Source organism: Mycoplasmopsis ciconiae (genome assembly GCF_036350065.1).
Classification (GTDB): domain Bacteria; phylum Bacillota_I; class Bacilli_A; order Mycoplasmatales; family Metamycoplasmataceae; genus Mycoplasmopsis; species Mycoplasmopsis ciconiae.
Genome location: NZ_JAZDWZ010000001.1, coordinates 100,748 through 120,432 on the forward strand (window position 1 = coordinate 100,748; position 19,685 = coordinate 120,432).

Annotated in this window: 16 protein-coding genes; 5 read left to right on the forward strand and 11 right to left on the reverse strand. The window is 26.4% G+C overall.

Annotated features, from left to right (window positions below):
- Nucleotides 1–29: 29 nt before the first annotated feature.
- From fmt to V2E24_RS00375, 7 genes are all read right to left on the reverse strand, one after another.
- On the reverse strand, nt 30–872 hold the full coding sequence (gene fmt, locus V2E24_RS00345; RefSeq protein ID WP_330500442.1) for a methionyl-tRNA formyltransferase: 843 nt from the start codon (nt 870–872) through the stop codon (nt 30–32).
- Complete coding sequence (locus tag V2E24_RS00350; RefSeq protein WP_330500443.1) at nt 873–1,754, reverse strand: DnaA ATPase domain-containing protein; 882 nt, start codon at nt 1,752–1,754, stop codon at nt 873–875. It lies immediately after the preceding gene.
- Complete coding sequence (locus V2E24_RS00355; protein WP_330500444.1) at nt 1,747–2,742, reverse strand: replication initiation and membrane attachment family protein; 996 nt, start codon at nt 2,740–2,742, stop codon at nt 1,747–1,749. Before V2E24_RS00355 ends, V2E24_RS00350 begins: the two co-directional genes overlap by 8 nt.
- Nucleotides 2,743–2,776: 34 nt before the next feature.
- Complete coding sequence (locus tag V2E24_RS00360) at nt 2,777–3,352, reverse strand: dephospho-CoA kinase (protein ID WP_330500445.1); 576 nt, start codon at nt 3,350–3,352, stop codon at nt 2,777–2,779.
- The gene (locus V2E24_RS00365) at nt 3,330–4,211 is read right to left on the reverse strand and encodes a 5'-3' exonuclease (protein ID WP_330500446.1); all 882 of its coding nucleotides are present in this window, start codon (nt 4,209–4,211) and stop codon (nt 3,330–3,332) included. Before V2E24_RS00365 ends, V2E24_RS00360 begins: the two co-directional genes overlap by 23 nt.
- Nucleotides 4,183–7,149, reverse strand: coding sequence for a DNA polymerase III subunit alpha (gene dnaE / locus V2E24_RS00370; RefSeq protein ID WP_330500447.1), 2,967 nt, complete (start codon nt 7,147–7,149; stop codon nt 4,183–4,185). The genes V2E24_RS00365 and dnaE overlap by 29 nt, the downstream gene beginning before the upstream one ends.
- Nucleotides 7,150–7,226: 77 nt before the next feature.
- Nucleotides 7,227–8,885, reverse strand: a complete 1,659-nt coding sequence (locus V2E24_RS00375) for a hypothetical protein (protein ID WP_330500448.1) — start codon at nt 8,883–8,885, stop codon at nt 7,227–7,229.
- A gap of 277 nt (nt 8,886–9,162) precedes the next feature.
- Here V2E24_RS00375 and V2E24_RS00380 point away from each other — a divergent pair, with 277 nt between their 5' ends.
- Entirely contained in the window at nt 9,163–11,649 is a 2,487-nt protein-coding gene (locus tag V2E24_RS00380) for a valine--tRNA ligase (protein WP_330500449.1), read from the forward strand.
- Complete coding sequence (locus V2E24_RS00385) at nt 11,637–12,476, forward strand: bifunctional 5,10-methylenetetrahydrofolate dehydrogenase/5,10-methenyltetrahydrofolate cyclohydrolase (RefSeq protein WP_330500450.1); 840 nt, start codon at nt 11,637–11,639, stop codon at nt 12,474–12,476. The genes V2E24_RS00380 and V2E24_RS00385 overlap by 13 nt, the downstream gene beginning before the upstream one ends.
- Nucleotides 12,477–12,518: 42 nt before the next feature.
- Here the strand turns inward: V2E24_RS00385 and V2E24_RS00390 are convergent, their stop codons facing one another.
- From V2E24_RS00390 to mnmG, 3 genes are read right to left on the reverse strand one after another with little or no spacing between them, the layout of a single operon-like run.
- On the reverse strand, nt 12,519–12,677 hold the full coding sequence (locus tag V2E24_RS00390) for a hypothetical protein (RefSeq protein ID WP_330500451.1): 159 nt from the start codon (nt 12,675–12,677) through the stop codon (nt 12,519–12,521).
- A gap of 51 nt (nt 12,678–12,728) precedes the next feature.
- Nucleotides 12,729–13,166, reverse strand: a complete 438-nt coding sequence (locus tag V2E24_RS00395) for a 23S rRNA (pseudouridine(1915)-N(3))-methyltransferase RlmH (protein ID WP_330500452.1) — start codon at nt 13,164–13,166, stop codon at nt 12,729–12,731.
- Nucleotides 13,156–14,994, reverse strand: a complete 1,839-nt coding sequence (mnmG, locus tag V2E24_RS00400) for a tRNA uridine-5-carboxymethylaminomethyl(34) synthesis enzyme MnmG (RefSeq protein ID WP_330500453.1) — start codon at nt 14,992–14,994, stop codon at nt 13,156–13,158. The genes V2E24_RS00395 and mnmG overlap by 11 nt, the downstream gene beginning before the upstream one ends.
- 88 nt (nt 14,995–15,082) lie before the next feature.
- Here mnmG and V2E24_RS00405 point away from each other — a divergent pair, with 88 nt between their 5' ends.
- The gene (locus tag V2E24_RS00405) at nt 15,083–16,387 is read left to right on the forward strand and encodes an aldehyde dehydrogenase family protein (RefSeq protein ID WP_330500454.1); all 1,305 of its coding nucleotides are present in this window, start codon (nt 15,083–15,085) and stop codon (nt 16,385–16,387) included.
- Nucleotides 16,388–16,476: 89 nt separating this feature from the next.
- Here the strand turns inward: V2E24_RS00405 and V2E24_RS00410 are convergent, their stop codons facing one another.
- Entirely contained in the window at nt 16,477–16,692 is a 216-nt protein-coding gene (locus V2E24_RS00410) for an MAG6790 family protein (protein ID WP_330500455.1), read from the reverse strand.
- A 184-nt stretch (nt 16,693–16,876) separates the two neighbouring features.
- Here V2E24_RS00410 and V2E24_RS00415 point away from each other — a divergent pair, with 184 nt between their 5' ends.
- Both V2E24_RS00415 and V2E24_RS00420 read left to right on the forward strand, forming a co-directional pair.
- Nucleotides 16,877–18,964 (forward strand): MYPU_1760 family metalloprotease, encoded by a 2,088-nt coding sequence (locus V2E24_RS00415; protein ID WP_330500456.1) that lies wholly within the window; start codon nt 16,877–16,879, stop codon nt 18,962–18,964.
- A gap of 29 nt (nt 18,965–18,993) precedes the next feature.
- Entirely contained in the window at nt 18,994–19,656 is a 663-nt protein-coding gene (locus tag V2E24_RS00420) for a DUF402 domain-containing protein (protein ID WP_330500457.1), read from the forward strand.
- Nucleotides 19,657–19,685: the final 29 nt, after the last annotated feature.

The window sequence follows — 19,685 nt, forward strand, 5'->3', positions numbered from 1 at the left end:
GAATAATCCAGTCTTTTTTAATTGGGTGACTAATAAGGTTTAATAACGACACGTTTTTTGCTTTCGAATTGATAGTCAATTGCATACAATTGCCCATCACAACAAGGAACAATAATTGCATTTTTAACATGTTTTTTACTTGCGTAATAAATCTTAACACGTTTACCATCGACAAACATATAAGCACCAGGATTAGAACTATAAGCTCTGATTTTACCAAAATTCTCCAAAACACTTTTGGTATGATCAATTAAAGCTTCTTCTTTTTTTAGTTTTGGACTAAGTGTAACGAGTGTTGGATCTTGTTTTATAGCATTTTTTTGTAAATGCTCAAAATTATTTAACCACTTTGTAATGTGATTGGTGGCTAATTTAGACATTTTAACAAATAATCTATCACTTGTGTCGTATTCATCTATTTCCAATTGTGCACTAGCTAAAATATCACCAGCATCCATGTCTTTTGTCATATAAATTAAATTTATACCAGTTTTTTTGTCATTATTAAGTAGTGAATATTGAATTGGTGCGGCGCCACGATACTTAGGTAATAAGCTACCGTGGATGTTAATTGATGCTATTTTTGGTAAATTTAATATTTTTTCAGGGATGTACTGACCAAATGCACAAGTTAAAAATATATCAAAATCAATTTCCTTGAGTTCTTCATAAATATTAGATATTTTTTCAGGTTGAAAAAGTTTAATATTATATTTTTGAGCTAAAAGTTTAACTGGAGTAGGTATTAACTTATATCCCCTGTTTGCAGGTTTATCAGGCTGACTAATTATAGCCACAACATTAAAATGATTAATGATTTCTTCGAAAACTTCGACACTAAATTCAGGTGTTCCTGCTAAGACTATTTTCATTTATCTCCTTTTGAATTCAAAATAATTAGGCATTAATTTTTTTATTTTATTAATCATCTTCTCTAATTTTAACGAATCTATTTTATTATTTGTGTATTTGCTTGTGATTTCTTCTAGACTATAGTCACTAGCTATAGCTGTTAAAAGATTTTTTTCATATCTATATTCAAAAAGTTCATATAAAAATGTTTCTCTGAATCAATTATTTGGTTTTTCTAAACCAAAATCATCTATAAATAACACATCAACATTAAATAATTTATTTTTAAAATCATTTAATGTAGTTTCTTTAGAGTTAAAAATATTATTTGTTATATATTCGAATAAATTATTAATATTTAAGTAAGCAACTTTTATGTCTTTTTTAGCAAGTTCATTAGCAAAATTACTTAAAACAAAACTTTTACCAAAAAAAGGATAAGCCTTTAAATAAAAACCTCTTAAATTTTTTAAATCATCCTTGTTTTTAATTTTAGTTATTAAATCTCTAAACGATTCAAAATCAGGATTGTCAACATATTTTTTTATTCTTTTTCCTAAAGTATCACTAACTGAAGATATATCATTAAAAACTAAATTTTGTTTGATTTTTAGTTGCGCACCGTATTTATTTTTAGCAATATAGTCAACAAAGTAAAGTTTGTTATTTTCTCTTATTATTTTTGTTCAGTATGTTTCTTTATCTTTGTTTTTAAGTCTTTGGTTCATTTTAAGTAATTCAGTTGAATAAGTTAAAATTTCGTCATCTTTTAAATCATAGTTATGAATAATCAGAGGTATATTTTCAAAAGTCTTCAAAAATGATAATACACTCTCTAAAGAGAGAGTGTCGTCATTATTTATCATTTTGTTAAATTCTAAAAATTCATCATTTTTATGCATTTTTAGCTTTGGTTCCTTCGTAATAAAAACCTCTTAAAAGACTTTTTTCTTCATAAGCGTTTGAAAGAGACATAGCTTTAAAATAATAATCTAAAAAGCTTTCAGCTTCAGAGAAAGTTACAAAACTCATTTCAATAAGTTGAGTAATTAATTTTTCAGATAATTTGAATGAAAAATTAGATTTATTTTTTAAATGTGTGTATAAAAATACCAAATTTAAAATTTGTTCATCTTTTATTTTTAACAATAAAGTTTGAATTTTTTGAGATTCTTCAATTTTTATCTCTGTGTTTTTGCTAATTTGTGCATAAAATTCAAAATTATCTAATTTAAAGATCGCTTCGTATAAATTAGTATATTTGATGTTATTCATTTTCAGAGGTTGTGAGATATTTAATTGAGGTAAATTGTCAATTTGAATTTTAGCTGATTGCATATTTAAAGAACTTTGTTGAAGATTGTTTGTGTAGTTTATTTGTTCTTGTAAATCCTTAGAAGGATTGCCAAAATATTCAAAAAATGTTGTTGAAATTTCTTCGTATGAATTTTTGTTTCTTTCAATTTGTTTATTATTGTTAGCCATTAAAAGCTCAAAATTTCACTGTCCTAATTTATTTTTTAAAAGATCACTAATATATTTGTTTTTTGTAATTGCGTATTGATCAAGAGGTTTTAATAAGTAAAAAACTGTTCTGTGATTTTGATCATCAACAAAAGTCTCAATTAAACCAGCGGCTTCTAAAGCGACTCTAGCCTCGTTAATTTGCGCATAATTTTGGTTAATAAAAGTTGCTAAATTATTAAAATCAAAATTTGATGTATATGAATTTGATTCTGCAACCAAATCTCATAAATACTCATATAAAATTATTGAGTTTGGATTTAAAAAAGGAGTATAAAATTTTCTTAAATTTTTAAAATCTTCACTATTAACTTTGTATTCTTTTTCAATTTTAAAGAATGGATAAACTAGTGTGTTAGAGTTCATAAAATATCTCCTTTTTTGTTTATGTATATTAATTTTAAATGGCTCATTTGAATTCTTCAACAATTTTTTGAATATCTTGAATGTTTAAGCGTTTTTCCAAAGGGATATTCACAATTGGGACATTATTAAAAAGCTGATTTTTGCTAAAAAAATCGTCATTTTTTGCATCTATTGCCTTAATTGTTAAGTTATCCACATTTCTTTTTTGAAGAAATTCGCGCCTTTTTTGATCACTTATTTGCATATTGAAAATAACTGAAAAAAATATTGAAAAATCAAAAAATATGTTATTAAGAATCGGTATTTCAACAAAGTCATACTTATTTTCTTGAAGGTGTTTATACAAGTAAGAATACGTAAGGCTTTGTAGATAAGTTAAATACGATGAATCTTCGATAATTTTTGCTTTTATAAAGTGTTTATTAATTATATTATTAGAGTAAGCTTCCTCACCAAATTTTTCCATAATTTGCTTTTTAATGTGAGAATTTTGCACATATAATTCATTGACAAAGTCGTCGCATATTAAAACTTTGTAATTTAATTTTTTTAAGTAGGAAACAAAATAACTTTTACCTGAAGCCATTCTACCTGTTATTGCTATTGACATAATCTTTAATCTTCTTTATTATTCTATTTAATTGTAATTTCTCAAGTGTTTGGAAATTAGGTTGTAGATTTAGCTGATATGTTTGTAAATTTGTACTTAAATTTGGTACATTTTTTTCTAATAAAGCTAATTTTTTGCATAAAAAAGCATTTTCTTTATCATTTGCTAATTTAGTTTTAAGAGCTGGAGTTAATTTATCTAAATTTTGGTAAATGTTTTCTAAATTTTTATATTCGGCTAATAATTTAATCGCTGTCTTTTCTCCAACGCCTTTAACTCCACTTAAATTATCACTTGTATCACCAAAAAGACCTTTAAAATCAGGGATTTGATCCGGTTGCATTTGATATTTATCAAAAAAGTTATCAATATTGGTAAAAACAAAATCGTTTATTTTTGTGTCTTTTAGAATTATTTGAGTATTAGGTTGTACAAGTTGTAACAAATCTTTATCTTTTGAATAAATAAATTTATCGGCTTCAATATTTGAATTAAGTGTTGCAATTAAGTCATCAGCTTCGTATGACACTATTTCTGAGTGTTTAATGTTTAACTCGTCTAAAATTTGCTTAGTGTTTTTGAATTGATCAAAAATAATTTCAGGTGCTTTAGATCTACCTGCTTTATAATCTTGAATCTGCTGATGTCTAAAAGTTTTGCCAGGAGCGTCAAAAGCAATAAATAAATACTCTGGCCTTAAATAATCAATCAAATTAAATAACATATTAAAAAATTGATATGTTCCATTGGTTGTGACACCTTCTGAATTTTGCATTATATACGAATTATATGGATTATAAGTGGCATAAAAACTTTGAAACATTAAAAAATTACCATCTATCAATAACATTCTCTTCATTATTTAACTCCTTTATTTGACTTACTCAATATAGACCTTGTTTAGTCTTTTTAATTAAAAAACGATATATTTTTTTATTTTGAACAGGGACTGACATTTCATAATCATTCAAACTCATGAATGAGTCAATAACTAAAGAACTATCCATTAAGTTTAAATACACCATTTGCTTGTTTTTTAAATTTTTGAAATTAACAACTTCAGCTACAACATACATATTTTCATTAACAACGTTAACTAATCTTTTTTGAGACACTTCAAAATTTTTGGTTGCAAATGTATTGTATAAATTACCTAAGTATTCCATTTCACATTTTTGTTCAAACTCTAAATTAACTTCTTTTAGTTTTGTGTTTTTATTTTTAAAATCATGCTCATTGGCAATTCGGTTAATGAAGTTAAATTTTTCGTAATCATCATCAATTTTATCAATGAGTTTTTTGTAAAGTTCGTATATTTGTGAAGCTTCTATAAAAACATAAATAACGCTTTCAATATTGCTAAAGTTTCTAAAAACATTAGCATAAGCTAAAGATTGTAAAGCTTTATCACCTATTCCACAACTTCTTAATCTTAAATAAGTTGAGTATAAATCACTAAAAATACCATTACTAATTCTTTCTTTAATAATTTTATTTACGACCGCTTCACCAATTCCTTTAATAGTTTTAAAAGATAAATAAATAGAATCATTTACAATCTTAGCTTCTAAACTACTTTTGTTAATCTCTGGTGAAAAAACACTGATGTTTTGTTTTTTAGCTTCGTTTACGTATTTGTTAATTGTTGCGTGAGCACCTTGGGCGTTAGTAATAAGCGCTTTAAAAAAAGCTAAAGGGAATCTCGCTTTATAATAAGCCATTTTAAAAGTTAAAAAAGCGTATGCTACAGCGTGAGATTTATTAAAACCATAATCAGCAAATTTTTCAATATTCGAATAAACTTCTTCTAAAACATTTTCGGGAATATTGTTTTTTATTCCGTTACTAAAAAAAGTTTGTTTATATTTATGCATTAAATCAGCGTCTTTTTTTGAGATTGCTCTTCTTAGCAAATCAGCCTGTGCATAAGACATATTTGCTAATTTTTGAGCTATAAGCATTATTTGTTCTTGGTAAACGATTATCCCGTTTGTGTTTTTAACTATTTCATCATATTGAGGCCAGATTTTTTTGATTAATTTTTTTCCACTTTTAATTTGGCTGTACAAATCAATATATTGCATAGGACCTGGTCTAAAAAGCGAAATAATTGCGTAAAGATCATCAAAGTGATCAATTTTAACCTTGTTGATAGTCCTTTGCATTCCTTCGCTTTCTAATTGGAAAATACCTTCGCTGTTGTTATCGTTTAAAAACATAAGTGTTCTAAAGTCATTTAAAATATTTTGATCTTTTTTATAAAGGTTTTCGAAAATGAAATCATCTTTTAAATTTCTTTCGATATTTTTAATTATTGTTAATGTTTTTAAACCTAAAAAGTCTATTTTTAACAATCCAAAACTCTCTAAATATTCTAAAGGTAATTGAATTTGATTTAAAAGTGTTTGGTTATATGAAACAGGCGCGACGTTGGTGATTTTTTGATCACAAATTATGATTCCAGCTGGATGAATTCCTTCTTGTCTAGGTAATCCTTCAATTTGTGAAGCGTATTCGTGTAATTCTGGAAATTTTAAAATTAACTTCTGGTAAACTTTATTTTTTTGATTTGCTTGTTCAAGTGTTTCGTTTATTTCGATACTTTTACTTATAGCATCAACATCCCTAAGAGGAATATTTAAAATTCTCCCCATGTCCCTAATAGCCATTTTTGCACCAATGCTTTGGAAGGTCGAAATATAGCAAACATTTTCATTATTATACTTGTTTGCAATGTAATTGGCAATTTCATCCCTTCTATCATCTTGAATATCAATGTCTATATCTGGCATAGTTATACGATCAGGGTTTAAAAATCTTTCAAAAAGTAAATCGAATCTTAAAGGGTTAATTTTAGTAATTCCAAGTAAAAAACACACTAGCGAACCACTAGCACTTCCTCTTCCTGGACCAACACTAATATCATTTTTGTTGGCAAAGTCAATGATATCGGCAATAACTAAAAAATAGTTGCTAAACTTCATTTTTCTAATAACATCTAACTCATAATCTACTCTATCATAAACCTGTGCAAATTCTTCATCGCTAAAAAGATCTCTTTTGAGTTTTATTCTTTCATAAACTCATTCTTGTAAAATAAAATCTGGATTTGAATCATAATCATTATTCAAAGCGGCTAACTTTAAATATGGATCTTTATATTGAATATTAATTGAATCTACAAGTGTGTTTATATTTTCTAAAACGCTTGCGTCAACGCCATAAAAGTCATTTTCATCAAAATAATCACCACTTTGAAAAACACTATTAGATTCAGGGTTTTTTCAACTAATTAGTTTACTTAAAATATCTTTTTGCGCAGAAAAAAGAAATTGTTTAGTAGGTGCATAAACAACATTTTTTAAATTATAAGGATTGATTTTTGAGTTAAAGTAGAAGTTTTGGATTACAGGTACTTCAATATTTTGTGCCTCAAAACCTAAATTATAGTGGTCTATAACTATTAAATCTTCATTGTCTAGTAAATGTGAATCAACATAAGAGTTTTTAGAAATTAAGTAAGCGATATTGTTTAATAAAATATAGCCTTTTTTATTTTTGGCCAAAACAATAACTCTAGCTTTTTGATCAACTAAAACATCCATACCTATGATTGCTTTTATATTGTATTTGTTGGCTAAATCTAAAAATTTACCCATCCCAAACATATTATCTCTATCAGTTAAAACAAGTGTTTTAATATTATTTTTGTGAGCTAAGTCAAATCACTCTTGCATTCTAATCATTGAATTTAAAAAAGAATATTCGCTATTGGTGTGTAAATAAGTGTATTTCATATTATTATTTTAAAGCAAAGAATATTAAACCTTTTAATATTTATTAAATATTAAATGCTATTAAAAAATATGCAATTTTATTGCATATTTGTTTTTACAAAAATATATCCATGATAAGGTCTGGTAATAGGTTGTTGCGATTGTGGTGTGTATGACAATCTAGCTAAATAAAAATCAATAAAGTTTTCTAAAGAAAAATTAAATAATAAGTCAGTTTTTATATTCCCGTCTGTATCAGTAAAAGATGCTAATTTTTCTTGTGCTTGCTCTTCTGTTAAAGTTGAATTTGGTACTTCTTTTTTATTAATATTTAAATTAATTTTTAATTTATCATCTTCAAAAGTGGAGCTAACAGAATTTAAATTAAACTCAGAGAGTGGGTTAGCTGTATTTGTGACATCCACACCAAAAAGACCTGAAGAAAAAATTTGAGTAGCTTTTTGGTTGTTTATTGCGTTGATAAAATCAACAACATTAGTTCTTTTGTTTACATCTAAAAAACTAATTTGTTTATCATTAATTTTAATGTTAAATGCTTCTTGCATTAACAATAAAGATATCGTTTGAGGATCATCATTTTGCTCTACCCCATACTGTTTTAATCTTTCTAATATTTGTTGGTCAATATCATCTTCATCTAAATCATCGTCTAACGCTTCAAACATTTTAGTTTCAGGGTTTGCTGGAATTAAATAACCATTAGAAAATACTTTTGATTTACTAGTATCTAGATAATCATTAAAGATTAAATTATATACAGATGCAGAACCTAAAGCTTCTGGATTTAAACCGTTAATAGCAGGTGCATACATTTGAAAATTAAAGCTATCACTAGAAAAAATTAATGCTTCTTTAGTGTTGATAATAGGATTTATGTATTGTTTAAAAATTAAATCCACACCATTTAATAGAGTTCTAAAATTATAGAAAGCTATTTGCTCATCCATATTTATTTCAAATTGACTCATTTCCTCTATAAATAAGCTTAATTTTTCAATCGGAGAATACTTAAGTAAACTCAATTTATCTAAATTTTGTTTTTGAGTGAAATTAGAAATATAAATTGATAAATCAATCATTTTTACATATAAAGATATTCAATTTTGAGTTCATAATGAAATAATTCCGTCGGCCACTTGTTTAAAAGCTTGAGAATTTTTATAGTTTTCTCTTTGAGACATTGCTATTATATCAGCGGCTAAATTTTTAAGCGAATATAAAATGTCATCTTTGTTTTTTGAGGAACCAACCTCAGAATATTTATTGAAAATGTTAGATAAATATTCAATTTCTTCCTCAGGAAATAAAGGAGATTTTTGTTCTTCTGGTAGTTGTTTAATTTCATCATTTATGCTTTTTATGTGTTCAATTTGTAATTTTAATCAACTAAGTGAATAAACAATTATACTTTTGGCTAATCAAGCATCTGAATTTTGAACAAATTTAGCAATGGAATTAGCTAAATTAGCATATTTTTCATTATCTTTAGGGAACTCTAATGATGCTAAGTTACCTAAATAATTACTAGATTTTTGATAATTATAAAAAGTGTTTTGTTGGCTTTGGGAAGTTATTTCAACGTCGTTAGCTTTTATGTTTTGTTCTTGATCTGGGTTAGGTTTTTTTGAATCTTCAGGATCATTATTTTTATCCTTTATTTGGCAAGAGGCACTCATTAAAAAAGTTGTTAGCGTTGAAAAAATAGATAAGCTTAATAGTGTTTTTTTTATTTTCATTTTACCTCTTTAACATTTATATATAAATATATAAATTAAAATTAATATTTAATAATTTAACCATTTTTTAAGCAATCTTTAAAAAATAAAATTATTTTCCATAAAGATTTTTGAATTATTAATTTAATTATTAAATAATCGCTCACTTATGTTAATTATTCACAAAATAGACTCAAAAAATCACTTAAAAATGCGCTTATTTTATTACTTTTTTTGGAAATTCAAAATAAAAAAGTGATTTTTTGCTTATTTTGATATAATTGCAAAGAGGTATAGAATGGAAAAAATTTACAACCACAAACAAGTTGAAGCTAACACGGAATTAAAATGAAGACAAAAAGGATATTTTTCTAAACACGACACTAGAAAGAAACCTTTTTCGATATTATTACCTCCTCCTAACGTAACTGGAAAATTACACTTAGGGCACGCTTTGGATAATTTAATTCAAGATACAGTAATTAGGTATAAAAAATTACAAGATTACGATGTTTTTTGAATTTCAGGAATGGATCACGCTGGTATTGCCACTCAAGCTAAAGTTGAGCAAAACTTATATGAAGAATCAAAACTGACTAAACATGATTTAGGTAGGGAAAAATTCTTAGAAAAAGTTTGAGAATGAAAAGATAAATATGCTAATTTATTCAGAAAACAGTGGCAGTCATTGGGTTTAGCTTTAGATTACGAAAATGAAAGATTTACTTTGGATGAAAAAGCTAATGAAGCAGTCTTAAAAGTTTTTGTCGATTTATACAACAAAGGATTAATCTACAAAGGATCAAAAGCTATATATTGAGACCCTGTTTTACAAACGGCTTTATCTAATATCGAAGTTGAAAACAAAGACACAGATCAAAACATGTATTACATAAAATATCCAGTTAAAGATTCAAATGAATTTTTAATTGTGGCAACAGTCAGAACAGAAACGCTTTTAAGTGATGTAGCTTTGGTATATAACCCAAATGACCAAAGATATAAACATTTAAAAAACAAGGTTGCATTGCACCCTATTACCAAAAAAGAATTACCTATTATCGAAGATGAGTACGTAAGTGTTGATTTTGGTAGCGGTGTTATGAAACTTAGTGCGCACGCTGAAGCTGATATTGATATTATCAAAAAACAGAATTTGGAAATAATTGAGACAATTGACAAAAAAGGATACATTAATTATCCAAATTCTGAATTTGATAAATTAGAGCGCTTTGAAGCTAGAAAAGTAATAGCCAAATACTTAGAAGATAATAATTTTTTAGAAAAAGTTGTACCAAACACTTCTGCTGTTGGTTACTCTCAAAGAAGTGGTGCACCAGTAGAGATTTTGGTTACTGATCAGTGATTTGTAAAAATGGACAAATTTGCTTCAGATATTTTAAAACACTTAAACACAGAAGAAAAAGTTAAATTCTATCCAAAAAGATTTGAAAATATTTTGATTCAATGGATGGAAAATATTCATGATTGAACCATATCAAGACAATTATGATGAGGGCACAGAATTCCAGCCTGATATAAAGATGGACAAATGAAAGTTCAAATTGATTCACCTGGACAAGGATGGGTTCAAGATGAAGATGTTTTAGATACTTGGTTTTCAAGTGGAATTAGTCCTTTTGCTTTTTTAGGATGACCTCAAAGTCAAGAAATGTTAAAAAGATACTACCCTACAAATCTTTTAGTAACAGGTTATGATCTTATTTTCTTTTGAATTGCTCGTATGTATTTATTTGGTTTAGAGTTTATGAACCAAAAACCTTTTGATGATATTTTAATTCACGGATTAATTAGAGACGAACAAAATAGAAAAATGTCAAAAAGTTTAAATAATGGAATTGATCCTTTGGATGTTGTGGATGAATATGGTTCAGATGCCTTAAGATGATTTTTAATCACTAACACAACACCAGGAACAGACATTAGATTTAGTACAGAAAAAATTAAGGCAGCTTGAGCACTAAACAATAAGCTTTGAAATATTTGTAGATACATCAATGAAATGCCTGATCAAGAAAACAATACTTTAAGTGACGCTGACAAATGAATACACAATAAAGTTTATTTTTTAAGTAAAAATATTGAAGAAGCAATGAATAAATACGAATTTCCGATTATAGGAAATGAAATTTCTAAATTTATTTACAATGACTTAAGTGGTTGATATATTGAATTATTAAAAAACAATCCTTCTAAAAAACAAGCTTTAAAAGTACTTGATAATGTTTTAGTTTTATTACATCCGTTTTTACCTTTTATTACTGATAAAATTTATTCTCAAATTTTTGATAAAGAAATTTTAGAACAACGTTTTAAAGAATTACCTCATTACTCAGATGTTGATTATATTGATGATGTTATTGAAATTGTTACAATAATTAGAAAATATCGTGAGGATCAATCTTTATCTAAAAAAGACTTAATTGAATATTACTTAGATTTTGAACTACCATCAATTGCTTTAGAGTCTATTAACAAGTTAGGATATGCAGCAATTAAAGAAAACAAAGATGCTTTCTTTAATTTAAATAGAGGACATATGTTCATAAAAATGGATCAAAATTTAAAAGACGAAAACAAAAAACGTCTTTTAGAAAAAATTGATTCAATTAAATTTGAAATTAATCGTGCTCAAAATATGTTAAATAACCCTAGATTTGTTGAAAAGGCGCCAGCTCAAAAAGTTGAAGAAGAAAAAAATAAATTAGCTAAATATCAAGAAGAATTAGCTAAATATGAAAAGGAGCTAGAATGCAAATATTAAGTGGTAAAGAATTAGCTGCTAAAAATTTAGAAGAGTTAAAACAAGAAATAATTGATATGAAATTACCAAGAAAAATTAGATTATCAATTATTCAAGTAGGAGATAATGAAGCTTCTAATAAATATGTGGCAGCAAAATTAAAAAAAGCTGAAATGTTAGGGGTAGAAGCTAAATTACACAAATTCCCAGAACGTATATCTCAAGATAGATTACTTAAAAAAATGGATGATATTAATGAGTGAAGTGATGGTGTAATTGTGCAATTACCTTTACCTTCACACATTCCTACACAAGTTATCATGGATGCTATTCCTTATGATAAAGATATTGACGGATTAAGTAACAGAAATGAATTTGCTTTATACAATAGCTCTAGAAATGATGATAAATTTTTCGTGCCAGCAACTGCAAGAGCGGTTTTAGAATTGTTAGATCACTATAAAATAGATGTAGAAGGAAAACGTGTTGCTGTTATTGGTAGAAGTTATTTAGTTGGAAAACCAGTAGCACACATAATTAAAAGACGTGGTGCTAATGTCGCTACATACGATGAACATACTGGAATTAAAGGTGTTGAAAACGCTGATATAGTGATAGTGGCAGCAGGTGAAGCTAAATTAGTTAAAGCCAACAACGTAAAACAAGGTGCAGTTGTTATTGATGTGGGTACAAATTTAGACAGCAAACTAAACCAAGAATTATGCGGCGATGTTGATTTTGAAGATGTTAAAGATAAAGTTAGTGCTATTACACCAGTTCCAGGTGGAGTGGGACCTATGACTGTAGCTTGTTTAATGAAAAATTTAGTCGACGCCATTAGAGGTTAAAAGAAAAAAGTTAGTTTATTTGATAAACTAACTTTTTTATTATTATTCTTCATCATCATTTAAGTCAAAATCTTCATAATTTTCTAGATCTGACTTTCTTGGACGTGTATTTTTAATTTTTTTTGGCTTTTTGCCAAATTCTCTTTGTTCGTAAAAATTTGATTGTTGTTTTTTGGAATCTTTATTTTTTGTTTTACTCATATATATAATTATAAAATACCTATTTATTTTTTATTTGAAACTTTAGCGATTTTACTTGTGATATTTTTTGTTGTTAATAATGCTAAAAGCTCTATAAATTTGTTCTGAAAGCATAACTTTAAATAACTGATGAGGAAATGTCATTTTACTAAAATTAATTTTTTTAGCAAAAGCAAATTCATTTTCATTAACTCCATCACTGCCACCGATGACAAAAGTTATATTATCAACATTGAAAATATTACTAAATTCAACACTATCATACATCTTCCCTTGTAAGGAACACAAAAATGTAGGAGAATTTTTTGGAATTTTTTCTAAAATACTCTGTGTTTCTTTATTTTTTCTAGTTTCAATATTTTTATCTTTTACTTCTTTAACTTCAATGACGTTAATTTGTGCAAAAGCTCCTGTTTTTCTGATATATTCGTCAAAAAGAACTTTAAAATTCTTCTCTAATGTACCTACACTTATAATGTTAATTTTCATTTTTAGTTTGCAAATAGAATAAAAGCATTTGAATGTCAGCGGGATTTATTCCACTAATTCTTGAGGCTTGACCGATTGTTAAAGGTCTAACTTTATCTAGTTTTTGCTTAGCTTCTGTAGCGACATTAGGTACTGAGAAATAATCAATATCAGCTGGTATTTTGTGATTTTCTAATTTAGCCATTTTTTTAGCTTGAGCTTCTTGTTTTTTAATATAACCATCTAATCTAACTTTTGTCACCAATTCATTTTTAAAAGGGAAATTGCTTAAAATATCGTTTGCAGCATCAACTTCTGGTCTAGCTATTACCTTAAGTCAGCTGGTTCCGTTAACGATGTTATATTTTAAAGCAATAGGATCTTTGGTTGAGATATAAATATTAGATAACTCTTGAATTTTTTGATCTATTAAATTATATTTATCAACCACTTGTTTATAGTATTTTTCATCTAATAAACCAATTTCGTAACCGTGTTTAGCCAATCTTAAGTCTGGGTTATCGTTTCTTAATAATAATCTATATTCAGCTCTACTTGTGAGCATTCTATAAGGCTCTTTTGTACCTTTGGTTACTAAATCATCAACCAAAACACCAATGTAAGCTTCATCTCTTCGTAAAATTAATGGTTTTTGATTTTTGAATTTTAAAGCAGCGTTTATCCCTGCTATTAACCCTTGAGCAGCTGCTTCTTCATATCCGCTGGTTCCATTAATTTGTCCAGCTGTAAAAAGATTATGTATTTTTTTAGTTTCTAAAGAAGGGTATAAATCAAGCGGATCTAATGCATCATATTCGATAGCATAAGCTCATTTTTGAACTCTAGCGTTTTCTAAACCAGGTATTGTTTTAATCATTTTTTCTTGGACAGATATAGGCATTGATGTGCTTAAGCCGTTTATGTACATAATATCGCCCTCTAAAGTTTCGGGCTCAAAAAATATCTGATGACGTTCTTTTTCTTTAAAACGCATTATTTTATCTTCAACACTTGGGCAGTATCTAGGACCTATACCTTCAATAACGCCCGAATACATTCCTGAAAGATGTATGTTTTCCTCTAATAATTTGTGTGTTTGTGGTGTTGTATATGTTAAGTAACAAGAAATTTGTTCATTTAATTTCACATTAGAGTGATTAGAAAAAGTTAAATCAGTATCGTCAATAATTTCTTTTTCGACTTTTGAAAAGTCAATAGAATCAGTATAAATACGTGGAGGTGTCCCGGTTTTTAATCTTTGTAAATTAAAACCTAATTGTTTAAGTGACTCACTTAAAAGGTTAGTTGTTTTTTCTCCGTCTGGTCCGCTTGAGTGAACTTCTTGTCCTCTAATAATACGACTACTCATGTATGTTCCGGTAGTTACAACTAACATTTTAGTTTCTATTGTCTCAGTATTATTATTTACTTTTATACCTGTAACACAATTATTATCATCTACTAAGATAGTGTTAGCTTCGGCTTCGATTAGAGTTACATTATTTTCTTTTTCTAATGCTTGTTTGATTAATTTTGAGTATTTTTCTTTATCAATTTGAGCTCTAATAGCTCTAACCGCAGGACCTTTTGATTCGTTTAGCATTTTTATTTGAATCATGCTTAAATCAGCAAAATAACCTTGAACTCCTCCAAGGGCATCGATTTCTCTAGTTATAATTCCTTTAGCTGGTCCACCAATACTTGGGTTACATGGCATCATAGCTAATCTATTTAAATTAAAACTTACCAATGCTGTATTCAACCCCATACGAGCAAGGGCAAAAGTGGCCTCCACACCAGCGTGGCCTCCACCTACAACAATTGCATCAAATTTTCTATTTTCTAACATGTATTAAATTTTATAAAATTATTAAATTTTTCTTTTATTTTTTTAAAATAATATTGTGCCTTAAAATTATCAAAAAGGAGAAAAAAGCATGACTTTGAAGCAAAAATTAAACAAAATCAAACAAATCATCAAAGAAAATGAATCAGCATTAATAAATGCCCTAAAACAGGATTTAAACAAAAGTGAATATGAAACATATTTAAGTGAATTAATACCTGTTTATCAAGAAATAAATTACTTTATTCGTAAATCAAGAAAAATCAAAAGGTTCATACCGCAAAATAAATTATGAAGCTTACTGATAGGTCAAGAAGGTTATATTTACAAGCCGCATGGTAAAGTATTAATTTTTAATTCTTGAAATTATCCTGTTAATTTACTTTTTATCCCCTTGATTGGGGCTTTAAGCGCTGATAACGAAATATTTGTAAAAATTCATCCCTTTACTAAAAGCACTAAAATTGTTCTTGAAGACTTAATTCAAAAAATAAATGCTTTTATTCCACAAGTTAAATTAGAAGATTCTATAAGCGTTGAAAAATCTTTAGAAAAAGAGTGAGATTTTATTTTCTTTACCGGTGGTCATGCATTAGCGGAATTAATTAAAGAATATTCTACAATTCACCAAATACCAATATGCCTTGAATTAGGTGGAAAAAGTCCAGCGATAATTTTTGAGGATGCTAATTTAAAAAACGCTGCTAAACAGCTTATTTTTGGTAAATTATTAAATAGTGGTCAAACATGTGTAGCTCCAGATTATATTTTAGTGCACGAGTCTGTTAAAGAACAATTAAAAGAAAATTTAAAAACAGAGTTATTAAAATTAACCAAAAACAATTTTTTAAATGATGTTAATTTTCCAAAGATAATCAACATTAACAATTTCTCTAAAATTCATACAATTTTAGAAGAAGTTAATGTTAATCCTTTTTCAAATGCAACAACTTGTAAAATAGAACCAATTATTGTCGAGGAATCCAAAGAGCATAAACAAATTTGAAATGAAGAGATTTTTGCGCCGATTTTTCTATTGAAATCATTTAATAAAAAAAGCGAAATTCTAGACACATACAATTTAAACCCTAATCCGCTTATTGCTTATGTTTTTACCAAAAATAGACAAAATATTGATTTTGTTATTGAAAATATTGATTATGGTAATTTAATGGTCAATAAAACTATTGACATAATCAGTAATAATCGTTTGAGTTTTGGAGGATATAAAAATAGTGGAGTAAATCGCTATCGTGGTTGAAGTAGTTTTGAACTTTTTTCACACAAAAGCGCATATTTAAATAAAAGATTCGACTTTTTAGCCTATATCAAAAGACATCCTTACACTAACAAAAAACTTAATATCCTTAAGAAAATATTGAATTTTTACCGTTAATTCACTTAGTAAATAATCACAAAACATTAAAAAAATCATAATTGTAAAATTATGATTTTTTATTAATTTATTTATTAACTTATTTAAGTTTAAACAACTTTAATTAACTCTTCTTTTGAAAAATGTTTTCCTTCTAAATTATTTCTTTCAACATGAATAATTTCAATTTTCTCGTTTGCACGAGTGTGAATACCATGTTTTTGACCTCTTCTAAATCCTTTGATCATACCTTCTAAATCTGGTAAATTATTAGCTTGAGCTATAATTTCAGAATTTGATATTAATCTTGCTTTGTATTTATACATAAAGCCTCCAAAATAATTTTATCTACACTTATATTTTACCAATCTTTAGCTTAGTATCAGGATAGTGGTACGTACTTTTCCATAAAAAGGAGCATTTTTAAATCATTTTTTGATTGTTAAATACTTTTGTATTTAACTCTTAAAAATTCAGATCACTTTGGAGGCTAATCTTTATAATATGTATATGAAAAAATCAAAATTAATTTTATTTATTGGCACTTTAGTTTTTGTTCCTTTATTTATATTGGCTCTTATTTTTGGTAGTTTGAAATTGTATAACTTTTTAAGTTTGCAAACCCAAAATCAAGTTTATAAAAATCAAAAAAGGCACAACTTAAATGATATTAGTGTTTCTTCTAATTTAGACAATTATAATTTCAATTTTTCAAATCTTAAAATTGATGCTTTTAAAAACGCAGCTTATGATTTTTTAGATCCACAACTAAAGAAAGATTTGAACGATGACTTTAATAAATTTAATGATGATTTTAAACTTTCTATTCAAAAAAGTATATTTACAGACAAAAAAATATATGTCTTAGAATATGTTGATCCATATACAAATTTAAAATTTAGAGATTTTTCTTACTATATTAACGAAGAAAAAGATGATATTCGCTTTTTCTTAGATAAAAATGGATTAAAACTTTTAGCTTTTTATTTTAAAAAATCTATTCCTTTTTCTAATGAGATAAATGATTTGGGTAGTGTTAATATTAATGATTTTGACATAATTCAAATTAACTCTCGTGGTTTATATATTCAAAATAATTCATCGATTTACTTAAATGCATATGATTTAATTGAAAAAGGAATTTCATTAGAAGATAAAGTAAAATTTTTAATCCCAACGTTATTTCATGAATATTTTCACCATTTTGCTAAATTTTATTTAAAAACACCCACATTAAAACAAAATCAAAAAAATAATTATGTTGGTGTAACATCAACAATAAACGATGAAGACGAGGGACACAATCACCAAAAATTTAATTACTGAAACAAACATTTTTATGACAATTTTGTCAATATTTTAAATTTCACTCGCGATTCAAATGATGATCGTAAATATTTTTATTTAAATAATATTGACACAAAATATCAGTGATTTTTAAATGATCAAGTAGTTTCAAACGTAAATAATAAAATTTTTGATTTTTTAACTTTAAAAGATCTTTTTTATAATTCTAATATTATTGATCAAGATTCTTCTGAAGAATCCAAAAATGCTATAAATAAGGTAAATAATTATTTTGCGCTCAATAATGATAATGTTATTTTTGATGCTACTTTAAGTGAATTTAAAACTAGCTTGTCAACATTACAATATGTTTATGATCTAGATGAATTAATAGCAAGAGAAAATACAAAATCATCTTTTATTCCTTTTGCAAATAAAATAAACAAAAAAATATTTTTTAAAGAAGCTAAAGACGGATTGTACTATTATCTAGATTGATTTGGAATTTTTGTGTTTAGAGATGATAATCAGTTAGTTTCTAGAAGTTTTAATAATTATTTTGATGACTATTATAAAGTTTTCTTTGATGCTGTAGGTAAGTACAAACAGATATTTTACCCAATTCAAATAAGTGATAAAAGATTAAAATACCCAAATTATTTATTTATCAAGAGCGCTAATCCAACTGAACAATACCCTTTTTTATATTCGCAGTTTAATTTTTATAAGTTAAATTTAGATATGCTCGGTTATGGTAAAAATATTTCTAGCATAAGTGTAAAACATCCTGAATATCAATTTGTTAAGGCTAATGAAAAAGTTTTAATTGACATTAAAGACAATAATCAAAACTTTATTAAACTAAATGGTTTTTTAGATTATAATAATAAATATAAAGGTTTCGTATTTTTCTCTAAAAATCCCCAAAACCCTTATATTAAAGCCACATTCGATAAAAAATTGATATTTAGATTTAATTCAATAACCCACAATCCTTTAATTGAAAAAAGTATTAGCGATTTCAATTTATTCCCACAAAACATTTATACAAATAATGATATTTTTTATTCATATTCTACAAAAGATTTTATCAATCTGGATCTAGTAGATATCTCAAAATCTATATCTTATTGAGATGATATTAACAATGATGATGAAATTCAAGAAAATGAAATAATTTCCGATGTTAAAATCACTATAAATAATTTAATTGATTTAAACAGCAAAACAATTAATAAACTCGATGAAAAACATTATTATTCTTTAATTGAAAAAGATAATAATTTGTATTTTGAAAAAATTAATTCTTAAAATTGTCTAAATATCGTAGAAAGACAAAAATGAAAAACAGATTTACGTCGCTAAAAGTTAATGACGTAATTACCGTTCAAGCTTATAAATTTAATGGCCAACTTTATCGCCAATGAAATAAAGCCAAAGTTCTAGTTAATAGCGAAAAACATATTGTTTTACTTATGTATAAAACACATGTAAGCGAAAGAGATAATAAAAGTTGAACATATAGAGAGCATGTTTTATGATTTTTTAGTAAAAAAAGTTTATACAACGCCTTAATTCTTTTAAAGAAAAACGGTTTTTACACTTATATTAATTTAGCGAGCACACCCATTTATGAAGAGAACACACTAAAGTTCATTGATTATGACTTAGATGTTAAGTGTTATCCAGGTAAAGATTTAAAAATCGTAGACAGAGAAGAGTTTTACCACAATTCTAGAAGATTTAAATATCCTAAAACACTCGAAAAAAATGTTTTTTTCACACTTAAAAATTTATTGGAAATGTACAATAATTATCAATACTTTTTTAACCCTAAATTAATTAAATATTTCATGACTGAATTAGACAAAGATAAAGCATTTATTAATCCGTTAAACGGAAATAGACTGCTAGAGATTAATGAAGTGGTTAATTCATGTCTAATAAAACCATATCCTAAAAGAAAACCAAAACCAAGAAGAAACAAAGTTAATCAAAAATAAAAACAAAAACACGAATACATCTGTTTTTA